A 25659-nucleotide genomic window follows, 5' to 3' on the forward strand; every position below is an offset into this window, starting at 1 on the left:
CGTTTGGCCGCGAGGCGGCCCGGGCCCGCAGGTACGCCGACACGATCGGACTCAGATTTCCTCGCCCAAGGCGGGCTTAGACGGCCGGCCGCTGGTTGAGGGCGTAGTTGGCGGCGGCGTCGCGCACCTTGCGGACGTACTCACCGGAGAGGTTGTAGGCGGAGATGGCCTTTGTCCACCCCTCCGGGGTGCTGAGATCCCGGTCGAAATCGCACAACAGCCGTACCGCAGAGGCTGCGGCGTCGTCGATCTGCTGCGGGTCCGCTTTGCCGTCCCCGTTGGCGTCCACCCCATAGCGGCGCCAGCTATCCGGGATGAATTGCAGCGGCCCGACCGCTCGGTCCCACTGCTTGTCCCCGTCGAGATCGCCGTTGTCCGTGTCCTCGATCTTGGCGAACCCGTTGCCGTCCAGCGGCGGGCCTGTGATGCCGGGGGTGGCAACCCCGTTTTGATTGAGTTCCGCCGCGCCGTAGCGGACACCGTTGTAGGTGCCGTGACGGGTCTCCACGAAGCCTAAACCCGCCAGGGTGTTCCAGGTGACGTGGCACTGGGGGCGAGATTGGGTAGCGATGGATTCCGCATTGGCATACGCCACCAGCGCCTGCACCGGAATGCCCGTCTGCTCCGACAGGGGCCGGGCCCAATCGGTCAGTTGCAGCGCCGTTCGGCCGGGGGCGTGAATGTTGACCAAAGGGGCCGGTTTTGCTGCCGCCGGGGGCACGTTGTCCGGCACATCCACCCGGTTGTCGCCGGAGAAGTTCTTGCTTGACAACGCGGCGACCCCAAAACCAACTGCTCCAATGACCGCCAAGACCAGCACGATGAGCAGGGCACAGCCACAGCCGCGCGCCCAACCCCCCGGTTTTCTGCCGTGCGGGCCCGGTTGCCGGCCTCTCTGCTGGGGATGCTTCTGGCCCCCCGTACTACCGCCGGGGGAACCCACCTGCGCCCGGGCCACTAGGCGTGGTCCTGCTCGCTAGCCCGACACAGGATCGCCCCCAGGGAGGAGACCGGAAGCTGCAGCGAATGCCCGTCCGGCCCGACGGTGAAATCCGCCATCTCCGGGTAGGGCCGCTCCCCCACATCGATGCGCACCCCCGGCAGCACCCGGTGCTTCTGCAAATGCCGCAGCAAGGCGGTGTCCTTATCGCTGAGGCGGTCGACGTAGACCCGGTCTCCGGGCCGGGCGTCCGCAAGAGAAAACACCTCCGGGACCTGCATGTCTCCCCTGGGGTCCGGAATGGGATCGCCGTGGGGATCCCGCAGTGGGTGGCCCATGAGGTTCGCGATGCGTTCGACAAACACGTCCGAGACGGCGTGTTCCAGCACCTCGGCCTCGGCGTGAACCTCCGCGAGTGAATAGCCCAACTCGCGGCACAGGTAGGTCTCGATGAGCCGGTGGCGGCGCACCATCACCAAAGCCAGGGCGCGGCCGGTCTCGGTGAGGGTGATGTCGCCGTAGGGCGCATGGTCCACCAAGCCCTGCCCGGCGAGCCGCTTGACCGCCTCGGAGGCAGTGGATGGGCGCTGGCCGATGTGAGCGGCGAGCTTGGTCAGAGATGCTCCGCCGTTGGGCCACTCCTGAAGGTCGTAGATGCCCTTCAGGTAATCCTGCGAGCGCTCAGGGAGGTCGGTGACATGCATGAGGACATATTAACGGCACGGCCCGGTTCATCGAACGCAGCCGAGCATGCTAATTTGGAGCCCGAATCCCAAAGTTCAACCGGTTGAACTTTCAAAATTGGAAGGTGCGAAATTGACCCTGCGTACCGCCCTCGCCGGAAGCGCTGTGCTCCTGGCGTCCACAATGATTCTCACCGCCTGCACCACCCCACCCCCGGAAGAAGAACACCACAGCGGCACCCCCGGGCACCCCGCCACCGTCCTCACCACCTTCACCATCCTCGCGGACATGGCCCGCAGCATCGCTGGAAACGCCGCCCACGGTGGGCCGGGCGACGTGCTCACCATCCGCTCCCTCACCCCACCCGGCGCGGAAATCCACGGCTACGAACCCACGCCGGCCGATGTCGCCGCCGCCGCGGACGCCTCCCTCATCATCGACAACGGCCTCGGACTGGAGCACTGGACCGACCGCCTCACCCAACGCACCCACGCGGCCCGCGCCACCGCCAGCACCGGGATCACCCCCATCCCCATCGCCGGAACCACCGACCCCAACCCCCACGCCTGGATGAGCCCCACAGCCGCGCGCACCTATGTGGACAACATCGCCGCCGCCCTCACCGACCTTCAGCCGGACCAGGCCGAACAATTCCGCGCCAACGCCGACAGCTACAAACGCCGCCTCGCCGACGTGGACGGCCACATCCGCTCTGGCCTAAGCCAGCTCCCCAAGGACCAGCGAGCCCTCGTCACCTGCGAGGGGGCCTTCTCCTACCTCGCCCGGGACACCCACCTGGCCGAGGGCTACATCTGGCCTGTCAACACCGAACGCGAGATCAACAGCGATGACATCCGCCGCGCCGCCGATTTCGTCCGCGATCACCACGTCCCCGCCGTGTTCTGCGAATCCACCGTGCCCGCCGGCCCCAAGCAGCAGCTCATGCGGGAAACGGGGGCGGCCGATGGGGGCACGCTCTACGTCGATTCGCTCTCCGATGCCCAGGGGCCGGTGCCGACCTACCTGGATCTGTTGGAATACGACGCCAAGACCATCGTGACCGGCCTGACCAGCGCATTCACCCCGACCACCGCGGGGCAACGGCAGTGATGAGTCACCCGGCAACCGAGCGCAACGACGGGGACATTCTGCTGGAAGCCCGCGGCCTCCACGTGAGCTACGGGGCGACGATCGCGCTGGACAATGCCAGCGTGACCCTCCGGCGCGGTCGGATCACCGGGCTCGTCGGCATGAACGGGTCCGGCAAGTCCACTCTGTTTAAGACCCTCATGGGGCTCATCGAGCCCCAGCCGACCCCGGCAGCCCGAACCCCCGAACGCGGGCAGGTCCGCTTCCCGGCCCACGCGCCGGTAGGTAAGGCCCGCAACTTCTGCGCCTACGTGCCCCAATCGGAGGCCGTGGACTGGAACTTCCCCCTCACCGTCGCCGAAGTGGTGGGTCAAGGCCGACGCGGCTGCCCCCACCGCGGCCCGGGATGGTGGCGCCGCGGCCACAGCAGCGCAGACCGCCGCGCCATCGCCGCAGCCCTTCGCCGAACGGGACTGCAGGACCTGGCCGGGCGACAGATCGGTCAGCTCTCCGGCGGCCAGCGCAAACGGGCGTTCGTGGCCCGGGGGTTAGTCCAGGACGCGGACATCCTCTTGCTGGACGAGCCCTTCGCCGGGGTGGATGCCGCCAGCGAGATCGCTATCGCCGGGGTGCTGCGGGAGCTCGCCGACAGCGGGGTGGCCATCCTCGTCAGCATTCACGACCTGCACACGATTGATCGGCTGGTCGATGAAGTCCTGCTGCTCAACCGGCGCAGCATCGCCCAAGGGCCGGTGGAGCGGGTGCTCACGCACGACAACCTCCGGGCCGCCTTCGGGAAGGGGATTGCCCGATGAGCTGGGTGGAACACGTCGTCATCGCGCCCTTTAGCTACGACTTCATGCAGCGGGCCGCCATCGTGGGGGTGTTCACCGCCGTGGTGGCGGGGGTGTTGAGCTGCTGGTTGGTGTTGGTGGGGTGGTCCTTGCTGGGGGATGCCGTGTCCCACGCCGTGCTGCCCGGGGTGGTGGTGGCCTACGCCCTGGGCCTGCCGCTGGCGGTGGGCGCGCTGGTGGCTGCGGTCCTCGCGGTGGGGTTGGTGGGGTCCGTCCGCGAGCGCACGACCCTGCGGGAGGATGCGGGCATCGGGGTGGTCTTCACCGGCTTGTTCGCCCTCGGCCTCGTGCTGCTCACCGTGTTGCCCCGGGGGCCGCACCTCAACGAGCTGCTGTTCGGCAGCGTCCTAGGAATCACGCAGGCGGCCCTGTGGCAAACCCTGTGCTGTGGGGCGGTGGCGTTGTTGGCGTTGTTGCTGTGCCGCCGGGTCCTGACCTGGTGGGCTTTCGACGCCACCCACGCGCGCGCCAGCGGAGTGAACACCACGGCGGTGCGCTGGGTGTTGCTGGGAAGCCTTGCCCTGGTGGTGGTGGCCTCCGTGCAGGCAGTGGGGGTGATTTTGGTGGTGGCCATGCTGATCACCCCCGGGGCCACCGCCTATTTGTGCACCCGGCGTTTCCACCGGATGCTTCTCCTCGCACCGCTGTTGGCGGGCGGGAGTGCCCTGGCGGGGTTGTTGCTGAGCTATCACACGAACGTCTCCTCCGGGGGAGCCATTGTGTTGGCCCAATCCGCGCTGTTCGCCGTGGCCTTCGGGGTCGCCCGGCTGCGGGGCGAACCACGGGGTTAACTGCGGTTGGGGGTGTGAGGGGCCGGACTTTCTCCGTCGCGTTGGCGTTGGCGGAGGGCGGTGCGGAAGGCGTGGACGGCCCGCAGCAGCCGCTGGTCGGACTGGCCGGGGTTATCCAGCTCCAGGCCGACGAGGGGGAAGCGTATTTCCGCGGGGATATCCGCGTCGGACAATCCCAGCTTGCGGGCCTCGGCGATGACCTGCTCGGCGGCGGCGAGACCGGAGGGGCCCTGGACCTCGGGTGCGGGTTCCTCCACCGGGATCACCGTGGCCTGGTTGCCGGTGGCGGGTGCCTCCGCCGGGGCCTGGTTGCCGGTGGCAGTAGTCGAGGGCTGGCGGTATTGGCGCGACTTGGCCTCGAGGAATTCGCGGTATTCCGGCCCGATCTTCTCCACCCGGCGGGCGGTTTCCCGGGCCTTCGCCTCCTGCCACAGGCGTTGCTGGTCCTCGACCGGGACGTTGCGCTCGACCTCCTCGAAGAGGTAGGGGGCACGGGATCGCAGCTTCGCGGTGAAGGCCCCGGCAACGTGGCCGATGTCGAAGGCCCCCCGGCGGTTGGCAATCTCCGCGTGGAACAGCACCTGCAGCAGTACGTCGGCCAGCTCCTGGCACAACTCCTGTTCCATCCACTCGGGGACGTCGCCCCCGCGCTGCTCCCATAACTCGACAATCCGGGCCAGCTCATCGGTTTCCTCCCGCAGGTGAACCAGCAGGCTGGAGTGGGTCATGGACTGCTCCCATTCGCCCTGGCGCAAGGCCCGGGCCATGAGGGCAATCGCGTCCTCCACCTCGTCGAGCACAGAGGCGGGCACCTCCGTGCGGGTGGTTCTCCGCAGCCCGGCGACCGCCGCCGTGTGCTCGTCGGTGCCCACGATCTCCCCGTCGACCACTCCCCCGCCGGAAACCGCTACCGAGGGTTGGTCTGGGGCCGCGTCTTCTGACTCGTCCTCAGACTCGCGGTCGGGGGCATCTTGGCCGGGGGCATCCTGGCTGGGGGCTGCCGGAACATCGCTGGCCGCGCTGAGCTCGGCCATGCGCTCCTGCTCGGCGCGGTTGATGCTGTCGGTGGCGCGCAGGAGCTGCGCCATCTGCTGCGTGTGCCCAGCGGTGGATGAAGGTCCGGCGGGTAGCTCGCGATCGGGGGAGAGCTGCACCAGCAGGGAGGGGGCCGCGACGAGCTCCGCGCCCTCCTCGAGGAGCTCCTGGACCAGTTCGTTGCGCAGGTCGGTGGTCACGAGGACGTCCGCACTGTCCACCGTGTGCCCGCCGAGATCCGCGATGACCCAGCGCACCCGGACGGGGACTTCCTCGGTGTAGGCCACGTCCTGGCGCAGCAGGTCGATAGCTTCCACCGGCACCATGGCGGGGAAACGTGGGTCCAGCAGCACAATTGACATGGTCGTTCAGTTTACCTGGCAGCCACGTCGCACCGGGGGACCCTCCCCCTTCCGTCTGTACACCCCTAGCGCGTCGGCGGCTCCCCGCCGCGCATATCGCGGGTGGGCAGCCCGGCGAGGTGGCTAAGCGCATCGGCACACCATTGCACCAGCTCCGTATCCCGCAGGGCCACGGCCCGCATCCCGGCCCCCTGTTTCGGGACCGGCAACTGCACGATCTTCGTCGTGGCCCGGTACACCGCCGACGGGAACAACCTCTTCAGGCGCACCTGCCCGGAATCGGGCAGGTCGATCGGACTGAAGCTGATCTTGGAACCGGTGGCCACCACCTCCGTGACCTTCACGTCCCGGCACAATTGGCGCAGGCGAGCCACTGTGGCCAACCGCTGCACCTGGACCGGGGGCGCGCCGTAGCGGTCGGTGAATTCCTCCAGCACCGCCGCGATATCCTCCTCCGTCTGCGCCTCCGCCAACTTGCGGTAAGCCTCTAGGCGCAGCCGTTCGGAGGCCACATATTCTGCGGGGATGTGCGCATCGATCGGCAGATCGATGCGGATTTCCTTGCGCTCCTCGCCGGTGCCGTCCACGGTCTCCCCGTCGGCCATGGCGCGAAAAGCCTCCACGGCCTCGCCGACGAGGCGCACATACAGGTCGAAGCCCACACCCGCGATGTGCCCCGACTGCTCGGCGCCCAACACGTTGCCGGCCCCGCGCATCTCCAGGTCTTTCATCGCCACCGCCATGCCGGCCCCGAGGTCGTTGTTCGCCGCGATGGTGGACAGTCGGTCGTAGGAGGTCTCTGTAAGTACCTCCCCCTTGGGGTACAGGAAGTAGGCATACCCCCGCTCCCGGGACCGGCCCACCCGGCCGCGCAGCTGATGGAGCTGGGAGAGCCCCATGTGGTGGGCGTTTTCCACGATGAGGGTATTGGCGTTGGCGATGTCCAAGCCGGTCTCCACAATGGTGGTGCACACCATGACATCGAACTGCCGGTCCCAGAAACCCTTCACGGTGGTCTCTAGCTGCTCTTCGCTCATCTGGCCGTGGGCCACCACGATCCGGGCTTCCGGTACCAGGCGTCGTAAATCATCGGCCGCTCGCTCGATGGTCCGCACCTTATTGTGCACGTAGAAGACCTGACCATCTCGGAGCAGTTCCCGCCGAATCGCTGCGGCCACGTGCTTGTCCTCCCGCGAGCCCACATACGTCAGCACGGGGTGGCGATCCTCCGGGGGTGTGAGGATGGTGGACATCTCCCGGATCCCAGCCATGGACATTTCCAGGGTCCGCGGAATGGGGGTGGCGGACATCGTCAACACGTCCACGTGCGTGCGCAGGGCCTTGATGTGCTCCTTGTGCTCCACCCCGAAGCGCTGCTCCTCATCCACGACGATGAGGCCCAAATTCTTCCACTGCAGGCCAGTCTGCAGAAGACGGTGGGTGCCGATGACGATGTCCACTTTCCCATCGGCCATTCCCGCGATGACCTCCCGGGACTCCGCCGGGGAGGTGAACCGGCTGAGCTCCTTGATCACCGTCGGAAAGTCCTGCATTCGCTCGCTAAACGTGGAGTAATGCTGCTGCGCCAGCAACGTCGTGGGCACCAACACCGCGACCTGCTTGCCGGATTGCACGGCCTTGAACGCGGCCCGCACGGCGACCTCGGTTTTGCCGTAACCGACGTCCCCGACAATGACCCGGTCCATCGGTACGGGCCTTTCCATGTCGGCCTTGACCGCCTCGATGGCCTGAAATTGGTCCTCCGTCTCGGTGAAGGGGAAGGCCTCCTCCATCTCCCGCTGCCAGGGGGTGTCCGGGGCGAACGCGTATCCCGGCGCGGCCTGGCGCGCCGCGTAGAGCTGCACCAGCTCGGCGGCGATTTCGCGCACGGCCGAGCGAGCCTTGCGCTTGGTGTTCTTCCAGTCCACGCCACCCATCTTGGATAGGGCGGGTTTCTCCCCGCCCACGTAGCGGGACAGCAGGTCGAGCTGATCCATGGGAACGTAGAGCTGGTCTCCGGGACCTCCCCGTTTGCTGGGGGCGTACTCCAACACGAGGTACTCCCGGCGGGAGGCATCTGCCCCCTTGCCCACTGTGCGCTCCACCATCTTCACGAACTTCCCGATGCCGTGGGAATCGTGGACTACGAGGTCCCCCTCAGACAGGGCCAGGGGATCTACCCGATTGCGCTTCTTGGCCGGTTTGCGCTTGCCGGTGGCCTGGGCGTCCACGCGATTGCCGGTCACGTCGGTTTCGGTGATGAACAGCAGACTTGGACCCGCTTTGTCCCCAGCCATGGGGAAGTCCACTCCGGCGTGGGCCACGGCGTGGTAGATACTCACCATGCCGGGGTTCGGCGGGGCGGAGGCCGCAGGGGCTTTACTCCGGTTGATCCGCCCAAGCCCGCGCATCCCGGACAAGTCCATGCCCACGGGCTGCACAGGGATACCGGCCTCCCGGAACCTCCGGATCATCCGAGCCGCCACGGTTGTCGTGGGAGCGGCGTAGGCCACCCGTCCGCCGGCCTCCACGCGCGAGCGGATGGCGGACATCATGGCGCCGATGGACTCCAGATCCCCGTGGGGCTGGGGCGCGGGGGCATAGTCGAGCGAGAGCGCATCGGCCTCAAAATCCCCTGTGGCACCCGCGTCACCGTAGTCCGCCATGCCCAGCGGGGACAGGGTCCACCAGGGCCGGTCGAGACGGCGCTGCACCTCCCGGACTGCCGCAACGGACAGATATGCGACGCCGTCGGCGGGGCCCGCGGTAGGGACGTCCGTCATCGCAGTCGCATCCCACGCTGCGGCCATGAACTGCTCCCCCGTCTCCCGGAGATCCACCGCCCGCCGCTCCACTGCGGCGGGAGCGACCACAATGGTGTGGGTCCCCTGCGGCATAACCTCCGGCAGAGCCACCAGGGGGGAGCTGTGCAGCACGGGGATCAGGGATTCCAAACCCTGCACGTAAATCTTCTGGCTGATCTTGTCGAAGGTTTCCGCCAACTCCGCATTACCTGCGTGTTCCCGGGCCAACCGGGCCGCACGGGCCGCCACTTCCTCGGTGATGAGGAGTTCTCGACACGGATAAATCCGCAATTCCTGCGGCCCGGGCCCCGGGATGGTGCGTTGGTCCCCCACGCTGAAGGGGTGGATCTCGGCGACCTCATCCCCCCAGAACTCCACGCGCACCGGCAGCTCCGCATCCGCCGGGAAGATGTCCACCAACCCTCCGCGGGTGGCGAACTGCCCCCGCTTACCCACCACGTCCGAGTTCGTGTAACCCAGTTGCACCAATCGCTGCTGCAGGTCTTCGAATTCCGTGTCCTCCCCCACCCGCAGGGCAATGGGCTCGATTTCCCCCAACCCGGACTGCACCGGCTGCACGAAGGCGCGGGTAGGGGCCACCACAACCCTGAGGGGGTTCTTCTCATCTGGGTTGGCCAATCGGTGGAGCACCCGCATCCTCCGCGCAACCGTCTCCACGGAGGGGGAGAGCCGCTCGTGGGGCAAAGTCTCCCATGCGGGGAACAGCTCCACTGCCCCGCCCAGCATGTGTCCAAGCACGGCTTGCAGATCCTGGGCTTGGCGCCCGGTCGCCGTGACGATGAGTACCGGGGCACGTTGGGCCACCGCGCCAGCGACGAAGGGCCAGATGGCCTCGGGACCCTGGATGTGCAGCTCCGATTCACCGACGTGGGTGAACAACCCCACCAACTTGGAATCCCGCATCGCTGCAGCCAGAACCCCGGACAGGGCCGGAGCGGAGGAATGAGCGGAGCCCGAGATGGGGGCCGTGGGATGAGAGGAAGCAGCAGATGAAGACGAAGAGGACGCGGCGCCGGACATGGTGGACCAGTTTACGTTCCCGGGAGGACATGCCTCCCAGCTCCCACGGCACCGCGCACCCCTCGGCCTATTTCAATGACTCCCCCAGGGTGCGCTACAGTTTGTCCCGAGCGCAGGGCGCGCCCTCGGTGCCGCTGTGCCCGCTGTTTTCTCCCATGGTGTAATTGGCAACACTACGGTTTTTGGTACCGTCATTCTAGGTTCGAGTCCTGGTGGGAGAGCGATTCCCCTAATACCCGCTGGCTGCCCCATGGCTGCAGCGGGTTTTTTCATGCCCACCGGCCCCATCCCCCCTTCCCCGCGCCGCTGGCTGCCCCCCACCCTCCTCCCCCACAGTCCGCGATTGCTTCCACGGCACCCACCCGGCGGCCGTTAAGCTAAAAGACGCGCGGGACCCTCTCTGCGCCCTCACGCTGCTTGGTATCGCCCCAACACCCCTTCTGGCAGCGGGCACTTCGGCCCCAGGGGCACGGCGAGAAAAGCGGTTGGGCCCTGGCGTCCCCCCCTCCCCTCATCCGAACCCCACCAGGAAGATGGCCCCCTTTGAGTAGCACCGCGACCAACAGCGCGCAGCACCAGGCAGCGCCCAACTCCCCCGCAACGGCAGCGCAGCAACGCGCCAGCACCCAAGCCCACCGGCATGGCGACGCGGATTTGAGTGTGGTGGTCCTCGCCGCCGGGGCTGGAACGCGGATGCGCTCGGCAACGCCCAAAACACTCCACGCTATCGGCGGCCGGACGTTGCTGGAGCACAGCCTCCACGCGGCGGCCCAGGCCCACCCGGAGCACATCGTGGCGGTAATCGGCCACGGTCGCGAGCTGGTGGGCCCCGCCGTGTCGCAAACGGCGGAACACCTGGGTCGCGACATCAAAATCGCAGTCCAGGAGGAACAAAACGGCACCGGACATGCGGTGCAGTGTGCGATGCAGCAGTTGGAGGGTTTCTCCGGCACGGTGATCGTGACGAACGCGGATGTGCCGCTGTTGACCTCCGAGACCCTGCGACGCCTGCACGAGGCCCACGTGGAGGTGCCCACGGCGGTGACGGTGCTCAGCGTGGCCCAACCGGACCCCAAGGGCTACGGCCGCATTATCCGCACCTCTGATGGAGAGGTCACGGCCATTGTGGAGGAGAAGGACGCCACGGCCGAGCAGAAGGTGATCACCGAGGTGAACTCCGGCGTGTTCGCCTTCGACGCGGACATACTGCGCGGCGCTCTCGGCAAGCTGAACACGAACAACGCCCAGGGGGAGCTGTACCTGACGGACGTGTTGGGCATCGCTCGCTCCCAGGGCCATCCGGTGCGCGCCCACATGGCGGAGGACGCCGAGGAACTGGCGGGCGTGAACGACCGGATCCAGCTAGCCGCCGCCGGCGCGGAGCTGAACCGCCGCTGCGTGCGGGAGGCCATGCGACAGGGGGCGACGGTGGTAGACCCGGCGACGACGTGGATTGATGTGGACGTTCAGGTCGGCCGGGACGTGACCATCCACCCGGGCACGCAGCTCAAAGGCAGCACGCACATCGCCGATGACTGCGAGATCGGTCCCGATACCACCCTGGTGAATGTCGAGGTTGGGGAAGGTTCCCGGGTCCTGCGCACGCATGGTTACGACGCCACCATCGGCGCGCACGCGGAGGTCGGTCCCTTCGCCTACCTGCGCCCGGGCACGGACTTGGGGGACGAGGGCAAGATCGGCGGATTCGTGGAGACGAAGAAGGCGAAGATCGGCCGGGGTTCCAAGGTCCCCCACCTGACGTACGTGGGGGATGCGACCATCGGCGAGCACAGCAACATCGGCGCCTCCAGCGTGTTCGTGAACTACGACGGGGTGAACAAGCACCACACCACGGTCGGCTCACACGTCCGCACCGGATCGGACACGATGTTCATCGCTCCGGTGACCGTAGGGGATGGCGCCTATTCGGGGGCTGGAACCGTAATCCGCGAAGATGTCCCGCCGGGAGCGCTGGCGGTGTCCGGCGGTCGGCAGCGCAACGTGGAGGGCTGGGTCCAGCAGCGGCGCCCTGGGACTGCGGCGGCGGAGGCGGCCCAAGCTGCGCTGGATGCCCAGGGCAAGGCGGACGGCGGGGCTTCCGGAACCGAGCAACACTAGCTGCGCACTCCCCGACCACCGCCCCGCGCGCCGAGTGCGACCCTCTCCTCCGGTGCCACCCCTTGCGTTTGCCGACTGTTGGTCGAATGGTAACCCGCGACCTATTATTGACCTGCCTGACGGTTTCCCGCCCCTTTCGCCGGGTGAGCTTCCCGGCCAAGTAGGCGACAGTTCGGACCGCACGCTCCCCGCCCCAGACTTTTTCGGAAGGCTCGCTTGTGTCTACCACTCACTGGATCGACAACCAGAAGAACTTGATGATTTTCTCCGGTCGGGCCCACCCGGCCCTCGGCGAAGCCGTCGCCCGTGAGCTAGGGGTGGAACTCACCCCCACCACGGCCCGGGACTTTGCCAACGGAGAGATCTTCGTCCGCTTCGAGGAGTCGGTTCGCGGCTCGGATGCGTTCGTACTGCAATCCCACCCTCAGCCGCTGAATAATTGGCTGATGGAGCAACTCATCATGATCGATGCGTTGAAGCGGGGCTCCGCCAAGCGCATCACCGCCGTGCTGCCCTTCTACCCCTACGCCCGCCAGGACAAAAAGCACCGCGGCCGCGAGCCCATCTCCGCCCGGTTGATCGCGGACCTGTTTAAGGCGGCCGGCGCCGATCGCCTAGTATCCGTTGACCTGCACACCGATCAGATCCAGGGTTTCTTTGACGGCCCTGTGGACCACATGCACGCGATGCCCATCCTCACGGACTACGTGCGGGAGAACTACAACCTGGACAACATCTGCGTGGTTTCCCCGGATGCCGGCCGGGTGAAGGTGGCGGAGAAGTGGGCCAACGTTCTCGGCGACGCCCCCCTCGCCTTCATCCACAAGACCCGCAATGTGGACGTGGCCAATGAGGTCACTGCGAACCGCGTCGTCGGTGATGTGCGTGGCCGGACCTGTGTGCTGCTGGACGACATGATCGACACCGGGGGCACCATCGCCGGAGCCGTCGGCGTGCTGCGGGAGGCCGGCGCCACGGACGTCATCATCGGCACCACCCATGGCGTGTTCAGCGGCCCCGCTCGGGAACGGCTGAATAGCTGCGGCGCCCGCGAGATCATCACCACCGATACCCTTCCGCAGAACACAGAGGGCTGGGAGAACCTCACGGTGCTGCCCATCGCACCCCTGGTGGCGAAGACGATCCACGAGATCTTCGAGAACGGTTCCGTCACCAACCTCTTCGAATAAGACCTGCAACCGCCGCCGGGGGCCCGTCAACGCGGGGCTTTTGTCCCCCCTGCGGCCCCGATGTTAAGCTAAGCGGCGATCTCGGCGAGGGCCGGTGCCCCTACAGGGGCATTGGCCGTTATCGGCGCGATGAACCCACTCGTGAGCTGCTCATTCTTAGCGACGCCCCTAACGGCGCGCTGCTCTCCTCGGGTGTGTGAAGGGCCTCGATCGTCAAACCGCGCGAGAGTTTTCACGAAACCACCCCCTTTTTTTAGAGGAGAACAATGTCTCACGTTTCCCGCCTGAAGGCCGACATTCGCCACGAGTTCGGCAAGGGCGCTTCCCGCCGCCTCCGCAAGGACTTCCGCGTTCCCGCCGTTGTTTACGGCCACGGCGAGGATCCCCTCCACGTGCACGTGGACATCCTGGAGCTCCAGGCCATCCTGCGTAACGACGGTGTCAATGCCGTGCTGGAGCTGGAAGTTGAGGGCGAGGATCACCTCGTCATGATCAAGACCGTGGACCAGAACGTCCTGACCCTAGATGTGGACCACGCCGACTTCCTGTACGTCAAGCGCGGCGAGAAGGTGGAAGTGGACGTGCCCGTCGTCTACGAGGGCGAGCCCGCCCCGGGCGCACTGGTCACCCAGGATGCGGACGTTATCACCATCCTGGCGGACGTCATGGACATCCCGGAAGAGATCACCATCGACGTGGAGGGCATGGAGATTGGCCACCAGGTACTGGCCAGCGACGTGAAGATGCCGTCCAACTCCTCCCTCGTTTCCGAGCCGGAGACCCTTATCATCAACATCGTCGAGCCGGCCGAGGAAGAGCTGCCTGAGCCCGAGTCCGGCGAGGGCGAAACCGTCATCGGCGAGGACGGGGAGGTCACCTCCGCTCCCGCCGACGAGGAGGAGCCAGAGGCCACCGAGGCTGCCCAGTCCGACGAGTCCTAGACCAGAAGACGAGTCTTAGGTCCGAAGGTAAGTCCGAAACCCGAAGGCACCTGGCACACCGGTGAACTTTTGCTCCCCCCCCTACTTACCCGCTGTTCACCCGCTGAAGGTGTACAGCGGGATTTTTCCGCCCGGGATGGAATCCAGCAGCCTACGGGTGTATTTCTGCTGGGGATTGGCGAACAGTTCGTCGGTTTCCCCGCGCTCGACAATGCTGCCATCCTGCATCACCAGCGTCTCGTCGGCGATCTGCTTAACCACCGCGAGATCGTGGGTGATGAACAGGTACGTCAGCCCCATTTCAGACTGCAGTTTGTTCAGTAGCTGCAGAATCTGCGACTGCACTAACACATCCAGCGCGCTGACGGCTTCGTCGAGTACGAGGACCTCCGGGTCCAGGGCGAGGGCGCGAGCAATGGCCACGCGCTGGCGCTGGCCGCCGGAAAGCTCCCCGGGGAACCGGTGCATCATGGACTGGGGCATGGCCACCATGTCCAGCAGCTCGCGCACCCGCTTCTCCCGGCTGCCCTTGTCCCCTACCCGGTGGATTTTCAGCGGCTCCGCGATGGTGTTGAACACGCTGTACATGGGGTCGATGGAGCCATAGGGGTTCTGGAAGACCGGCTGCACGCGGCGGCGGAAAGCTAACTCGTCTTTCCCCCGCAGCCCCGTCACATTTTTGCCATCGAACAGCACCTTCCCCTCGGTGGGCTCCAGCAATCCCAGGATCATCTGCGCCACTGTGGACTTGCCCGACCCGGATTCCCCGACCAGCGCCAAGGTGTGGCCCCGTCGGAGGAAGAAACTGACGTCCCGCGCCGCGATGAACTTCTTCTTGCGCCACGGGCGATCCCCAGGCACGTCGAACTCCTTCGTCAGGCCACTGACCTCGATGAGGTGGCTCCCACTGCGGTCCTGCGCCTCCCCCGCCTTGCTGGCGGGCACCGCGGCGTCGGTGGGCCGTGCGGGGGACTGCTGCCCCGCGCTCGGTGGGTTGGCGTCCCCAATCTCCCGATTTTTCATGACGTCACTCCGGCGCGCCGCAATGGATGGAGCCGCAGAGACCAGCTTCTGTGTGTAGGGGTGCCGGGGATCCTGGAGGATCTCGAGAGCCGGCCCTGTCTCCACGACGCGCCCCTGGCTCATGACCACAATGCGTCGCGCCCGCTCGGCGGCCAGGCCCAAGTCGTGGGTGATCAGCATGACGGACGTTCCCAGTTGGTCCGTGAGGGATTGCAGGTGATCGAGGATCTGCTTCTGTACCGTCACGTCCAAAGCACTGGTCGGCTCGTCGGCGATGAGAAGCTTGGGGCGGGCCGCCAAACCACAGGCGATGAGGGCGCGCTGGCGCATACCGCCGGAGAACTCGTGGGGGTACTGCCCCGCCCGCCGCTCCGCCTCCGGCAATCCGGCCTCTCGCATCAGTTCGAGGATGCGCTCGTGGGCCTCGGAGCCGGTGGCGACGTTGTTGGCTTTGAGGGCCTCCCCGATGTGGGTGCCGATGCTCCACACGGGGTTGAGGTTGCTCATCGGATCCTGCGGGACCAACCCGATGTGGCTGCCGCGCAACTGCGTGAACAGGCGTTCGGAGGCGTGGGTGATGTCCTCCCCCCTAAAGGTGATACTGCCACCGGTGACGTGCCCACCCCCGGGCAGCAGGCCCAGGACCGCATGGGCCACCGTGGACTTACCGGAGCCGGACTCGCCCACGATGGCGACGGTCTCGCCCTCGTAGACGTCTAGGTCCACCTCGAAGACAGTGGGCAGGGGCTTCTTCTTTCCGCCGAACGCGATATCCACCCCGCGGAGCCGCAGCAGTGGATCATCCTGCGGCGCCTGCGGCAAGAAGGGCGCGTCGTGTGCGGACGCTGTCGGGGAGTTGCTGGTCATCGGGTGCGCTCCTTCGGGTCGAAAGCATCCTTGAGGGTATCGCCGAGGAGGATGAACCCCAGCACAGTAAGGGCCAGGAAACCTGCGGGGTAGAACAGGACGTTCGGCGCTTCGCGGATCACGTTCTGGGCAGCGGAGATGTCATTGCCCCAGCTAACCTCTGTCGGCGGCAACCCGATGCCCAAGTAGGACAGGGTGGCCTCCATGACGATGTAGATGCCCAGGCTGGTCGTGGCCATAACGATGATGGGAGCCAGGCAGTTGGGGAGGACGTGGCGCAGCAAGATCTTCCCGCTGGACAGCCCAAGGGCCCGAGAGGCTTGCACGTATTCGTTGTTCTTCACGCTGATCACCGCCGAGCGCACCACGCGGGCCATCTGCGGCCAGCCGAACAGCGCGAGGACGAGAACAACAGTCCAGATATTGCGGGACTTGAACACCTGCATCAACACGATTGCGGCGAGCAACAGGGGGATAGCGAAGAAGATGTCGGAAATTCGGGAGAGCAAAGAATCCAGCCAGCCGCCCCGATACCCGGCCACCGCCCCGACAAACACGCCCATGATTGTCACCAGGAAAGTCGTGGCGATGCCACAGATGACGGAGGCGCGGGCGCCATAAATGGTCCGGGCGTACACGTCATAGCCCTGCTGGGAGAACCCGAAGGGGTGCCCGCCCTCCGGCTTCGCCAGGGACTTGGACAGTTCAGCGGCGTGCGGGTCCAGGCTGGTGAACAGCCCCGGCACAACCGCCAGGAGGATGACCAGGAAGATGAGGGCCAGGGCCACCCAGAAGGTAATGCGCTTGCGCATCTGCTTCCAGGCCTCTCCGAAGGTGCTGGTGGGGGCCTCATCGGGCAGCATCTGATCTCGGGTCAGCACATCCTCGGTTTTAACCTCTGCGGCCCACCGGATGCTGCGGACGTCTTGCTCACTGGGTAGCGGTGAATTGGTCTTAGGCATAGCGGATCCTCGGGTCCAGCGCGGCGTACAACAGGTCGATAACCAGGTTGGTCACTAGGAAGATCAGCACGAGCACTGTGACCACGCTGACCACCGTCGGTGCCTCCCCCAAGGTGACCGCCTTGTAGAGCAGACCACCGACCCCGTGGATGTTAAAGATGCCCTCGGTGACGATTGCCCCACCCATCAGAGCGGCCAGGTCGGTGCCGATTAAGGTGATGACGGGAATCAGGGAATTCCGCAGGACGTGTCGGAGGATCACAGTCCGTGGGGACAGTCCGCGAGCGTAGGCGGTGCGGACGAAGTCCGAGCGCAGATTCGTGGCCACCTCCGAGCGGGTGAGTCGCAGGACATACGCGAAGGAGACCAAGCCCAGCACGAAGGCGGGCAGGATGAGATCGGACAGTGTGGGTTTGGACCCCACCGTCGGCGCGACGACCCCCCACTTGATGCCGAAGAGGAACTGAGCCACGAAGCCCAGCACGAAGATGGGCACCGCGATGATGACCAGGGAGACGACGAGAACCGTCGAGTCGAACCACCCTCCCTTGCGCAGCCCGGCGAGAACGCCGAAGCCCACGCCGAAGACTGTCTCGATGAGCAGCGCCAGTAGGGCTAGCTCGAAGGTCACCGGGAAAGCCCGGGCGAGCTCGTCAATGACGGGGCGCTGAGAGAAGGTCATCCCCAGATCCCCCTTAAACAGGCCGCCGATGAACAGCAGGTACTGGACGATGAACGGCTTATCCAGGTGGTACTGCTCGCGAATGCTTTGCAGCACAGTTGGGTTGACGGCTTTGTCGCCGGCCAGAGCAGTGACGGGATCTCCCGGGGTGAGGAAGACCATTGCGTAGATGAGCAGAGTGGCGCCGAAGAATACGGGCACAATCTGTAAGAGGCGTCTGCCTATGTACCACAACATGGTTGGGGGGTATCCCTACTTGGGTCTAGATGGGCAACTATCGATGGGTCGGCGGGAAGGTTGGTGAGGGCGTCGGGGCGGGGGAAGCTGTTGACGACGCCGGGGCCGGAAGAATGTTTCGAACGACGAAAAGGGGGAGCCCCGCGTTCGCTGAGTGCGGACACCGGGCCCCGTCTTTCGATCACATCGTGCGCAGCATCGAAACATCCACCAAGGGCTTAGCCCTTCTCGATCTCCGTGAAGACCGGGGCGCCCTTCCAGTTGTATTTCACGCCCTTGAGGTCCTCGTTCCAGGCATCCGTCGCGTTGTAGTACCACAGCGGAATGGCCGGCAGGTCCTTCATCAGTACAGCCTGGGCATCGTTGTAATCCTTCTGAGCCTTGGCCTTGTCGGTCTCAGCCGAGGCCTTGGCCAGGAGATCGTCGAATTCCTTGCTGGAGTACTGCGTATCGTTCGACGGGCCATCCGTGGCGTACTGGGTGGACAGGAAGTTGAAGATGGAGGGGTAATCGGCTTGCCACCCCGTACGGAATGCGGTGGAGATGGTCTTCTTGGTTACGTCATCGCGCAGAGCCTTGAACGTCGGGTAGGCCTTGCCGTGAGCCTCGATCCCCAGGTTCTGGGAGATGTCGTTGGTCACGGCCTCCACCCACTCCTTGTGACCGCCGTCAGAGTTGTAGGCAATCTCGAAGGTGCCGGACCAGGGCTTGATGGCATCCGCCTTCTTCCACAGTTCCTTGGCCTTGTCCGCGTTGTAGTCCAACACGTCGTTGCCCTCGATGTTCGGCGTTCCGTCGCCGAGGGTGGGGGCGCCGAAGTCCTTGGCCGGGGTGCGCCCACCGGAGAAGATCTTGTCCGTGATCAGTTTGCGATTGACTGCCATGGACAGAGCCTCGCGGCGCAGCTTGCCTTCCTCGTCGTTGCCGAAGTGCTCCAAGCGGCTCGGGATAGAGAACGTCTGGATGGACGCGAAGGGGCTATCGCTGTGGGACTTCGGGAAGTCATCGCGATACGTAGCCATCGCACTGGAGGGCACGGTTTGGTACGTGATGTCCAGGTTGTTGGACTGCAGATCGGCGTAGGCGGTGTCCAGATTGTTGTAGATCTTGAACTCGATGCCACCGTTCTTGGCCTTGTTGGGGCCCGGGTAGTCCGGGTTAGCCTCCAACTTAATGTACTGATTGTGGACCCAAGCTTCCTTGTCCACCAGCTTGTAAGGCCCATTGCCGATGGGGTGCTCCCCGAAGCTCTTCATGTCCTGGAAGGCTGCCTTAGGCAGAGGCATGTAGGGGGCATGGCCCAAGCGATCTGGGAAGGCAGATTCCGGGTCGTTGAGCACCACCTTGAATTCGGTATCGCTGACCTTCTGCAGACCGGACATCTTGTCCTTGGTGGAACCGGGGGCGGAGACCTCCTCATAACCCTTGATGGGCGAAAAGAAGTCAGCCTGGAGCTGGGCGTTCTTGGCAGCCGCGCCATAGTTCCACGCGTCGATAAAGCTATCGGACGTTACCTTTTCCCCATTCGTAAACTTCCAATCCCGAAGCTTGAATGTAAATTCGGTGGCATCCGTATTGGGGGTGATGGATTCGGCAACCGCGTTTTCCGTCTTGCCGTCTGAGGTGTAGCGCACCAGCCCGGAGTACAACTCGTCGAGGACGCGTCCTCCCCCGTTTTCGTTGGTGTTCGTTGTAACCAGCGGGTTTTGGGGTTCCGAGGCATCCGTCGAAATGACGTTATCGGAGCTGCCGCCAGAGTCGGAACCGCCACAAGCGGTGAGCCCTCCCCCAGCTAGCGCGGCGGTGAAACCCACCGCCAGCATCTTCTTCCAAGGGCCACGGCGCGGAGAACCTCCGCGCGTCCCATTGGCATGTGTCCGTTTCAGCAAGGCGCACCTACTCTCGTGGAAAGCCGTTGTCACACGGCGGGATTCACCGCGGACGGTTTTCAGCACAGGTTAAAACAGCCTGGCAAAACGAACAACTGGTTAACCCCATCATGTTGAATCTCCGCTAATTCTTTATTGAGCCCCTAACGGGCCAGTGTTATATGTGATAATGACCATTCTTCGCTATGGATGCGAGTGAACTGACCCGGGCACGCAGCATCGGCCCCAGCCGTATCGGCTCCACCCCGCCCAAGCCATGGCTTCCCGGGAGAGTGCCTCCGAATGGCACAATGTAGCGGTGTTTTCCCACAGCCACCGGAGCCACCAACCCCGGAAAGATACTGCCGGATCCGTAGTTCGACCCACGGGCACCCCACCCGCCGCGAACGGCCAGCCGTGGCTCGTCGTAGGACTCGGTAACCCCGGTGCGGAGTACGCGAGCACCCGTCACAACGTCGGTTACCTGACCCTCGATGAACTGCTGGGGGACCTCTCCCCCATGCCGGAGACGCTCAGCATCCACCGCAAAACCAACAGCCAGATCTGCCAAACGCGCCTAAGTCTCCCCGGCGGGTCAAGCGGTCTCACCCAGTCCGGGAGCGACGCCGACGGGCCAGTCCCCGTCATCCTCGCGCGCACCCGCACCTATATGAACGCCTCCGGGGGCCCCATCGCAGCCCTGGCGAAGTTCTTCAAGATCCCCCCCGAACGCATCATCGTCATCCACGATGAACTTGACCTGGATCCCGGAACGGTGCGGCTCAAAGTCGGCGGTGGCGAAAACGGCCACAATGGGCTCAAATCCACCAGCCAAGCCCTGGGAACCCGCGACTACGTACGTATCCGCATTGGCATTGGCCGTCCCCCGGGTCGGATGGACGTGTCCAACTTCGTGCTGAAACCCTTCACCAAGGCAGAGCAGGAGTGGCTGCCGGTGGCGCTGGGCAACGCCGCAGATGCTGTGCGTATCGCTGTTGTTGGGGGCGTCCCCAATGCACAAAATGAGATCCACCCCCGGACCTAAACCATGACGATGAACGCCGCTGTAGCCTGGCGGACATGCCATTGATCGAACTGTCGAACGTGCGGAAAATCTACCCCGCCGCCACGGGTGACGTACGCGCGCTAGACGGGCTCAACCTGCAGGTGGAAGAAGGCACGGTGCGCGGCCTGCTGGGCCCGAACGGCGCTGGTAAGACCACCGCGGTCAAGGTGCTCACCACCCTCGTTAAACCGACCTCCGGCAGCGCGACAGTGGCCGGACTAGACGTTGTCCGCGACGGTCACCGCGTTCGCGAGATCATCGGCGCCTCCGGGCAATACGCCACGATCGACGAGGACCTCTCCGCTCGAGAAAACCTCATGCTCATCGGCCGACTCTTCCACCTCGGCGACCGCCGGGCCGCCGCCAGAGCCGCGGAGCTGCTGGAGATCTTCGACCTCCAGGACGCTGCGGACCGCCCGGTGAAGGGATTCTCCGGCGGTATGCGTCGGCGTGCGGACCTGGCGGCCTCCCTGGTGAACGACCCGCACATCCTTTTCCTGGACGAGCCCACCACCGGCCTAGACCCCGCCGCGAGGAATGCGTTATGGGAGGTCATCCGCGATCGCGTCGCAGCGGGAACAACCGTTCTGCTCACGACGCAGTACCTGGAGGAAGCAGACCAGTTGGCGAATAGCATCAGCGTGATCGACCACGGGCGGGTCATCGCCGAGGGAACGGCCGACGCACTGAAGGCCCAGGTCGGTGGCCAGCAGATCCGCATCACCGTCGCCGACGAGGGCAACGTCGAGGTGGTCGCGCAGATCGTGGCCGACGTTGCCGTGGACGACGTTCACGTTCGGGAGCGCGTGGTTCGAGCCGCCGTGCGCGGGGAGGGATCCCACGCCCTCGAAACCGCCCTGCGCAACATTCGCAAGCGGAACATCGACATCACCGATGCGGGCATGGCGCGGCCCACCCTAGATGATGTGTTCCTACAGCTCACTCGACGGGAACCAACCGACCACCACGGGGAGAAATAACGTGCAGCACTGGCTCTCAGACGTCCGGGCGATCACGATCCGCAACCTCATCCGCCTCAAGCGCAACCCGGACGTCATCACGTGGGGCGTGCTGCAGCCCGTCATGTTCGTGCTGCTGTTCAGCCAGGTCTTCGGCGGGGCCATCCAGGTCCCGGGGGCGGACTACACCAAGTTCCTCATGGCCGGCATTTTCACCCAGACCGTTGTCTTCGGGTCCACTTTCTCCGGCAGCTTCATGGCCGAGGACAAGAAGAAGGGCCTGCTGGACCGGTTTAAGACGCTCCCCATCGCGAACTCCGCCGTCCTAGTAGCTCGCACAGTCGCCGATCTCGTGCTGAACACACTGACCTTATTGGTCATGGTGGCCACCGGTTTTCTCGTCGGGTGGCGCTTCGAGGCGGGGGTGGGGCGCTTCCTCGCGGGGATTTTGCTCCTGCTGGCTTTCTCGTGGGCCTTTTCCTGGGTGCTGGTGCTGCTAGGGCTCATCGTGAAAAGCCCGGAAGCGTTGAACAGCGCGGGGTTTATGGTTCTGTTCCCCCTGACGTTCCTGTCGAACGCCTTCGTGCCCGCCGAGACCATGCCCACGGTGCTGCGGGTATTCGCCGAATGGAACCCGGTCTCCGCGCTCGTGCAGGCCAGCCGCGAGCTGTTCGGCAACACCGGGGGTGCCCCGGCACCCAACACGTGGGCCATGCAGCACCCCGTGTTGGGTGTATTTGCGGGCATCGTGCTCATGACCGCGATCTTCGCGCCGCTAGCGGTGCGGCGCTACGCCCGGATCTAGGCGGACTTCTCTTCCAGCGCCTTCGCATAGGAATCGGCCGCGCGGATCGCCTCCACCACGTCACCGGGGGTGTACTGGCCCGGCATCTGCTTCAGCGTCTCCGAATCCGAGCACGCCAGCTCGGCGATTTTGTGCAGATCCTCCTCCGTGGCGTTTTCCAGGTGGATATCCGCCAGGGTGGTGGGCAGGCCCACAGACTGGAGGAAGCCGATATACTTGTCGGCCTCGGCCTTCTCCGCGCCCTCCAGCATTAGCTGCACACCGATGCCGAAGGAGACCTTCTCCCCGTGGGACATGTGGTGGATGTCCCCGTCGAGGGCAGTGAAGCCGTTGTGAATGGCGTGGACGGCGGCCAGGCCGCCGTTTTCGAACCCAAGGCCGGACAGTAAAGTGTTCGCCTCGCAGATGTTCTCCAGCGCGCGGCTGGCGATGTGCGCCTCATTGTCCCGCAGGGCCTGATGGGCGTAGGCGAACAGGGTTTCCTCGCACTTTTCCGCAAGCGCCAGGCCAGCCAGGGTGGGCCGGGCGGTGTCGTCCATCCGGCGGGCATTGGCCCGAGCCACGGCGCGAGCCTCCACGGAGGTCGCCAGGGCATCGCCGAGACCGGAACGCAGGGTGTTCACCGGTGCGTTGGCGATCACGCGCACATCCACGGCGACGAGTTCGGGGTTGCGGTTGTAGAACAGGTAAGAATCGAAAACGCCTTCGTCGGTGTAAATCACCGAGACGCGCGCGGTGGGGGCGTCGGCAGAAACGGCTGTGGGGAAGATGGCCACCGGAAGGTCGGTGTGATCCGCAACGGCGCGGGCGGTGTCGATCGTCTTGCCGCCGCCGAGGCCGATGATGACATCGGAGCCGGTCTTCTTGACCACCTCCGTGATGCGGTTGATCTCGTTCATGGAGGCTTCCCCGCCGAAGACTTCGTGGGAGGCTTCCATGCCGTCCTCGGTGAGGGAGGCTTCGAGCTTCTCCCCGGCGATGCCCCACACCACTTCATCGCTGATGATGAGGGGGCTGCTGCCGAGCGGCTTGAGGTACTCGGCAGCGCGGTCGATGAGGTCCACGCCCTGCACGTACCGGGAGGGGCTGGTGTACATCTTGTCCACCGGGGTGGTGGTGGGAGCGGAGGCACCGGATTCACCCTTGTCCGGGCTGGTGCCTGTGGACTGGGCGTTGGCCGCCTGGATGTCTTCGCTGCCGGTGGTCTTCGGGTCAGACACGGATGCTTACTCCTTTGATGCTCTAGCTTGGCTACTCCTGCCACCCTACGCGGGTGGGCTTGCAACAGGTGCGAAATATTCGGCCGGCCGCGCGCGGATAGCGGGTTGGCTATCGTGGGTTTCATGTCCTCCGCACAGTCTGAGAAGAAACTCCGTTCGTTCCGCAATGATCCGTCCGACTTCCTGGCCGAGGCGCTCGGCGGGTTTGTCGCTTCCCATCCGGATGCCGAATGGCACACGAATGGTTTTATCGGCCGGGCCACCCCTATCACCACTGACGATGGGGGCCCGGCCGTCGCCATTGTGTCGGGCGGTGGTTCCGGACACGAGCCGATGCATGCGGGGTTCCTGGGGGCGGGGATGCTCTCTGCGGTGTGCCCGGGGCTGCTGTTTACGTCGCCGAATGCGGTGCAGATTACTGAGGCCACTCGGTGGGCCGATCAGGGCGAGGGCGTGCTGCACATTGTGAAGAACTACACCGGGGACGTCATGAACTTCACCGTCGCGCGGCAATCCCTGGATGAGGTGGATACTCGGGTGGTTCTCGTCGCGGACGATGTGGCAACCGGTTCCGAATCGGATGGGGACGATGACGAAACTGACCACGGTGGGGTGGACGACAGCGGGGCGGACAACGGCGAATCGGACAACGGCGGGGAGGACGACGGCTCTGACGGGCCGGGCCGACGGGGGACGGGCGCCACAATCCTCGTGGAGAAGATCGCCGGGGCTGCGGCACAGCGCGGGGACGGCCTGGACGAAGTCGCTGAACTGGCCCAATGGGTTGCCGATAATTCCCGCAGCATGGCCGCCGCGCTGGCCCCCGGTCACCTGCCCACGTCCGGGCGGGACACCTTCGATCTGACGGAGGGGAACATGGAGGTGGGCGTTGGCATCCATGGGGAGCGCGGCGTGGCTCGCGAGGATGCGGAAACCGCCGACGTGGTGGTGGACAAGTTGCTCAGTGCGGTGGTGGAGGCGCTGGATCTGAGCGATGGGGACGAGGTGATCTGCCTGGTGAACAATCTCGGCGGCAGCACGCCCCTGGAGATGAGCTTGGTCTACGGCTCCGCCTTGCAATGGCTGGCTCAGCGGGGCATCAAGGTGCGGCGCAGTCTCGTGGGGACGTTCGTGACCAGCGTGAATATGGCTGGTGTGTCCATCACGCTCACCCGGTGCAGCGAGGAGGTTCTCAATCTTCTGGACGCCAATACCAGCGCGCCCGGCTGGCCACGCGTCCTGGGGGAAGAAACCGACTATGCCCCGGCGAAAACGGATTTCGACGACGCGATGCCCACCGGCGGGGAGGAAAACGCGTGGCTGAGCGGATTCGTCGAGCGGGTGCAAGGGGCCACGGAGGATTTGACGGAGCTGGATCGGTTGGCCGGCGATGGGGACTTCGGTACCAACATGGAGGCCGCCTTCAGTGGGATTGAGCTGCCGGTGACCGGTAGCGACGGTGAGGTGCTGGACGCCATCGGCAAGCGCTTGTTCATCCGGGCTGGCGGAACCTCCGGCGCCGTGCTGGGGACTTTGTTCCGCGAACTCGGTGCCGCGATGGGTGGCGGCGAGGACAAGAAGGAGCAGGAAGCGGCCGGGGCGAATGCGAGCGGCGCGGGCGATGACGGTGCAGAAGGAACCCGCGCCGAGCAACTTGCGGCTGGCCTTGGGGCCGCCCGCGATGCCATTGGCGAATTGGGCGGCGCCAAGCAGGGAGACAACACCCTGATGGATGCCCTTATCCCCGCCGTTGAAGCCGTACAGAAGGCGGCCGAGAGCAGTGCAGACGATTTCGACGCGGTCCTGGAGCAGGGTTACTCCGCTGCGGAGGAGGGCGCGTTGTCCACCCGCGAGATGGTGGCCAAAAAAGGTCGTGCCTCTTACCTTGGCGACGCTTCCAAGGGGGTCGTGGATCCCGGGGCCATCTTCATCTCCTGGTTGTTTGGCGGTTCCGGCAAGGTAAGCGACTTCGACGCCTAGCTGCGGTCCGCCCCAAACCCGCCCCTCCCAAGCGCCCCACGCCGCTCATCCCCGGGCCCCGCGGGCACCGCGGGCAGCCGTGCGCGGGGCACCGCAGCCAGAACGGCCCCGGCCGCGCCGCGCCGCGGGGACGCTGCGGGC

Annotated in this window: 19 protein-coding genes and 1 tRNA gene; 11 read left to right on the forward strand and 9 right to left on the reverse strand. The window is 65.5% G+C overall.

Translation table 11 applies throughout. The features are described 5' to 3' along the window. Positions 1 to 76: 76 nt before the first annotated feature. On the reverse strand, positions 77 to 811 hold the full coding sequence (locus CHEID_RS07605) for a lytic transglycosylase domain-containing protein (RefSeq protein WP_337956016.1): 735 nt from the start codon (positions 809 to 811) through the stop codon (positions 77 to 79). 146 nt (positions 812 to 957) lie between these two features. Beyond that, entirely contained in the window at positions 958 to 1644 is a 687-nt protein-coding gene (locus tag CHEID_RS07610; RefSeq protein ID WP_112770218.1) for a metal-dependent transcriptional regulator, read from the reverse strand. A 112-nt stretch (positions 1645 to 1756) separates the two neighbouring features. Between CHEID_RS07610 and CHEID_RS07615 the strand changes: the two genes are divergently transcribed. The 3 genes from CHEID_RS07615 to CHEID_RS07625 are packed head-to-tail and all read left to right on the forward strand — an operon-like array spanning position 1757 to position 4358. Continuing rightward, positions 1757 to 2734, forward strand: coding sequence for a metal ABC transporter solute-binding protein, Zn/Mn family (locus CHEID_RS07615; RefSeq protein ID WP_337956017.1), 978 nt, complete (start codon positions 1757 to 1759; stop codon positions 2732 to 2734). Further along, entirely contained in the window at positions 2734 to 3528 is a 795-nt protein-coding gene (locus tag CHEID_RS07620; protein WP_112770201.1) for a metal ABC transporter ATP-binding protein, read from the forward strand. Before CHEID_RS07615 ends, CHEID_RS07620 begins: the two co-directional genes overlap by 1 nt. Beyond that, a complete protein-coding gene (locus tag CHEID_RS07625; RefSeq protein WP_112770202.1) occupies positions 3525 to 4358 on the forward strand; it encodes a metal ABC transporter permease in 834 nt (277 codons plus the stop codon). The genes CHEID_RS07620 and CHEID_RS07625 overlap by 4 nt, the downstream gene beginning before the upstream one ends. Here CHEID_RS07625 and CHEID_RS07630 read toward each other — a convergent pair. Together CHEID_RS07630 and mfd are read right to left on the reverse strand one after the other, a co-directional pair. Then, complete coding sequence (locus tag CHEID_RS07630) at positions 4355 to 5755, reverse strand: MazG nucleotide pyrophosphohydrolase domain-containing protein (RefSeq protein WP_112770203.1); 1401 nt, start codon at positions 5753 to 5755, stop codon at positions 4355 to 4357. The two genes, CHEID_RS07625 and CHEID_RS07630, sit on opposite strands and share 4 nt — an antisense overlap. A gap of 65 nt (positions 5756 to 5820) precedes the next feature. After that, positions 5821 to 9600 (reverse strand): transcription-repair coupling factor, encoded by a 3780-nt coding sequence (gene mfd, locus CHEID_RS07635; protein ID WP_112770204.1) that lies wholly within the window; start codon positions 9598 to 9600, stop codon positions 5821 to 5823. Positions 9601 to 9749: 149 nt separating this feature from the next. On the opposite strand from mfd, the gene CHEID_RS07640 reads away from it, so the two are divergent. The 4 genes from CHEID_RS07640 to CHEID_RS07655 all read left to right on the forward strand — a co-directional run bounded on the left by CHEID_RS07640 (position 9750) and on the right by CHEID_RS07655 (position 13849). After that, positions 9750 to 9821, forward strand: a tRNA-Gln gene (locus tag CHEID_RS07640). A 433-nt stretch (positions 9822 to 10254) separates the two neighbouring features. After that, positions 10255 to 11718: a bifunctional UDP-N-acetylglucosamine diphosphorylase/glucosamine-1-phosphate N-acetyltransferase GlmU gene (glmU, locus tag CHEID_RS07645; RefSeq protein WP_273661513.1), complete on the forward strand. Its 1464-nt coding sequence runs from the start codon at positions 10255 to 10257 to the stop codon at positions 11716 to 11718. A 218-nt stretch (positions 11719 to 11936) separates the two neighbouring features. Then, positions 11937 to 12908: a ribose-phosphate diphosphokinase gene (locus tag CHEID_RS07650; RefSeq protein ID WP_112769846.1), complete on the forward strand. Its 972-nt coding sequence runs from the start codon at positions 11937 to 11939 to the stop codon at positions 12906 to 12908. A gap of 266 nt (positions 12909 to 13174) precedes the next feature. Continuing rightward, positions 13175 to 13849, forward strand: coding sequence for a 50S ribosomal protein L25/general stress protein Ctc (locus tag CHEID_RS07655; protein ID WP_112769845.1), 675 nt, complete (start codon positions 13175 to 13177; stop codon positions 13847 to 13849). A gap of 96 nt (positions 13850 to 13945) precedes the next feature. Here CHEID_RS07655 and CHEID_RS07660 read toward each other — a convergent pair whose 3' ends face one another. The 4 genes from CHEID_RS07660 to CHEID_RS07675 form a co-directional block, all read right to left on the reverse strand. Continuing rightward, a complete protein-coding gene (locus tag CHEID_RS07660; protein ID WP_112769844.1) occupies positions 13946 to 15739 on the reverse strand; it encodes a dipeptide ABC transporter ATP-binding protein in 1794 nt (597 codons plus the stop codon). After that, on the reverse strand, positions 15736 to 16701 hold the full coding sequence (locus CHEID_RS07665; protein ID WP_112769843.1) for an ABC transporter permease: 966 nt from the start codon (positions 16699 to 16701) through the stop codon (positions 15736 to 15738). Before CHEID_RS07665 ends, CHEID_RS07660 begins: the two co-directional genes overlap by 4 nt. Beyond that, positions 16694 to 17620: an ABC transporter permease gene (locus CHEID_RS07670; RefSeq protein ID WP_112769842.1), complete on the reverse strand. Its 927-nt coding sequence runs from the start codon at positions 17618 to 17620 to the stop codon at positions 16694 to 16696. Before CHEID_RS07670 ends, CHEID_RS07665 begins: the two co-directional genes overlap by 8 nt. A 218-nt stretch (positions 17621 to 17838) precedes the next feature. Next, a complete protein-coding gene (locus CHEID_RS07675) occupies positions 17839 to 19443 on the reverse strand; it encodes a peptide ABC transporter substrate-binding protein (protein ID WP_112769841.1) in 1605 nt (534 codons plus the stop codon). Between the two features lie 364 nt (positions 19444 to 19807). Here CHEID_RS07675 and pth point away from each other — a divergent pair, with 364 nt between their 5' ends. The 3 genes from pth to CHEID_RS07690 are packed head-to-tail and all read left to right on the forward strand — an operon-like array spanning position 19808 to position 22318. After that, positions 19808 to 20533 carry an aminoacyl-tRNA hydrolase gene (pth, locus tag CHEID_RS07680; protein ID WP_238599363.1) on the forward strand — a complete coding sequence of 242 codons (726 nt, stop codon included), beginning with the start codon at positions 19808 to 19810 and terminating at the stop codon, positions 20531 to 20533. A 35-nt stretch (positions 20534 to 20568) separates the two neighbouring features. Further along, on the forward strand, positions 20569 to 21534 hold the full coding sequence (locus CHEID_RS07685; RefSeq protein ID WP_112769839.1) for an ATP-binding cassette domain-containing protein: 966 nt from the start codon (positions 20569 to 20571) through the stop codon (positions 21532 to 21534). A gap of 1 nt (position 21535) precedes the next feature. Then, positions 21536 to 22318, forward strand: a complete 783-nt coding sequence (locus tag CHEID_RS07690) for an ABC transporter permease (RefSeq protein WP_238599362.1) — start codon at positions 21536 to 21538, stop codon at positions 22316 to 22318. Here CHEID_RS07690 and CHEID_RS07695 read toward each other — a convergent pair. Then, positions 22315 to 23538: a glycerol dehydrogenase gene (locus tag CHEID_RS07695; RefSeq protein WP_273661044.1), complete on the reverse strand. Its 1224-nt coding sequence runs from the start codon at positions 23536 to 23538 to the stop codon at positions 22315 to 22317. The two genes, CHEID_RS07690 and CHEID_RS07695, sit on opposite strands and share 4 nt — an antisense overlap. 123 nt (positions 23539 to 23661) lie before the next feature. Here CHEID_RS07695 and CHEID_RS07700 point away from each other — a divergent pair, with 123 nt between their 5' ends. After that, on the forward strand, positions 23662 to 25518 hold the full coding sequence (locus tag CHEID_RS07700; RefSeq protein WP_273661045.1) for a dihydroxyacetone kinase subunit DhaK: 1857 nt from the start codon (positions 23662 to 23664) through the stop codon (positions 25516 to 25518). The last annotated feature ends 141 nt before the right edge of the window (positions 25519 to 25659 follow it).

Source organism: Corynebacterium heidelbergense, assembly GCF_028609845.1.
GTDB lineage: Bacteria > Actinomycetota > Actinomycetes > Mycobacteriales > Mycobacteriaceae > Corynebacterium > Corynebacterium heidelbergense.

What these genes read in the sequence shown, in the direction of transcription:
- CHEID_RS07610 (WP_112770218.1), bottom strand. Translation starts at nt 1,644, where the DNA reads ATGCATGTCACCGACCTCCCTGAGCGCTCGCAGGATTACCTGAAGGGC.
- CHEID_RS07620 (WP_112770201.1), top strand. Translation starts at nt 2,734, where the DNA reads ATGAGTCACCCGGCAACCGAGCGCAACGACGGGGACATTCTGCTGGAA.
- CHEID_RS07625 (WP_112770202.1), top strand. Translation starts at nt 3,525, where the DNA reads ATGAGCTGGGTGGAACACGTCGTCATCGCGCCCTTTAGCTACGACTTC.
- CHEID_RS07630 (WP_112770203.1), bottom strand. Translation starts at nt 5,755, where the DNA reads ATGTCAATTGTGCTGCTGGACCCACGTTTCCCCGCCATGGTGCCGGTG.
- mfd (WP_112770204.1), bottom strand. Translation starts at nt 9,600, where the DNA reads ATGTCCGGCGCCGCGTCCTCTTCGTCTTCATCTGCTGCTTCCTCTCAT.
- CHEID_RS07655 (WP_112769845.1), top strand. Translation starts at nt 13,175, where the DNA reads ATGTCTCACGTTTCCCGCCTGAAGGCCGACATTCGCCACGAGTTCGGC.
- CHEID_RS07660 (WP_112769844.1), bottom strand. Translation starts at nt 15,739, where the DNA reads ATGACCAGCAACTCCCCGACAGCGTCCGCACACGACGCGCCCTTCTTG.
- CHEID_RS07665 (WP_112769843.1), bottom strand. Translation starts at nt 16,701, where the DNA reads ATGCCTAAGACCAATTCACCGCTACCCAGTGAGCAAGACGTCCGCAGC.
- CHEID_RS07670 (WP_112769842.1), bottom strand. Translation starts at nt 17,620, where the DNA reads ATGTTGTGGTACATAGGCAGACGCCTCTTACAGATTGTGCCCGTATTC.
- CHEID_RS07675 (WP_112769841.1), bottom strand. Translation starts at nt 19,443, where the DNA reads ATGCTGGCGGTGGGTTTCACCGCCGCGCTAGCTGGGGGAGGGCTCACC.
- CHEID_RS07685 (WP_112769839.1), top strand. Translation starts at nt 20,569, where the DNA reads ATGCCATTGATCGAACTGTCGAACGTGCGGAAAATCTACCCCGCCGCC.
- CHEID_RS07700 (WP_273661045.1), top strand. Translation starts at nt 23,662, where the DNA reads ATGTCCTCCGCACAGTCTGAGAAGAAACTCCGTTCGTTCCGCAATGAT.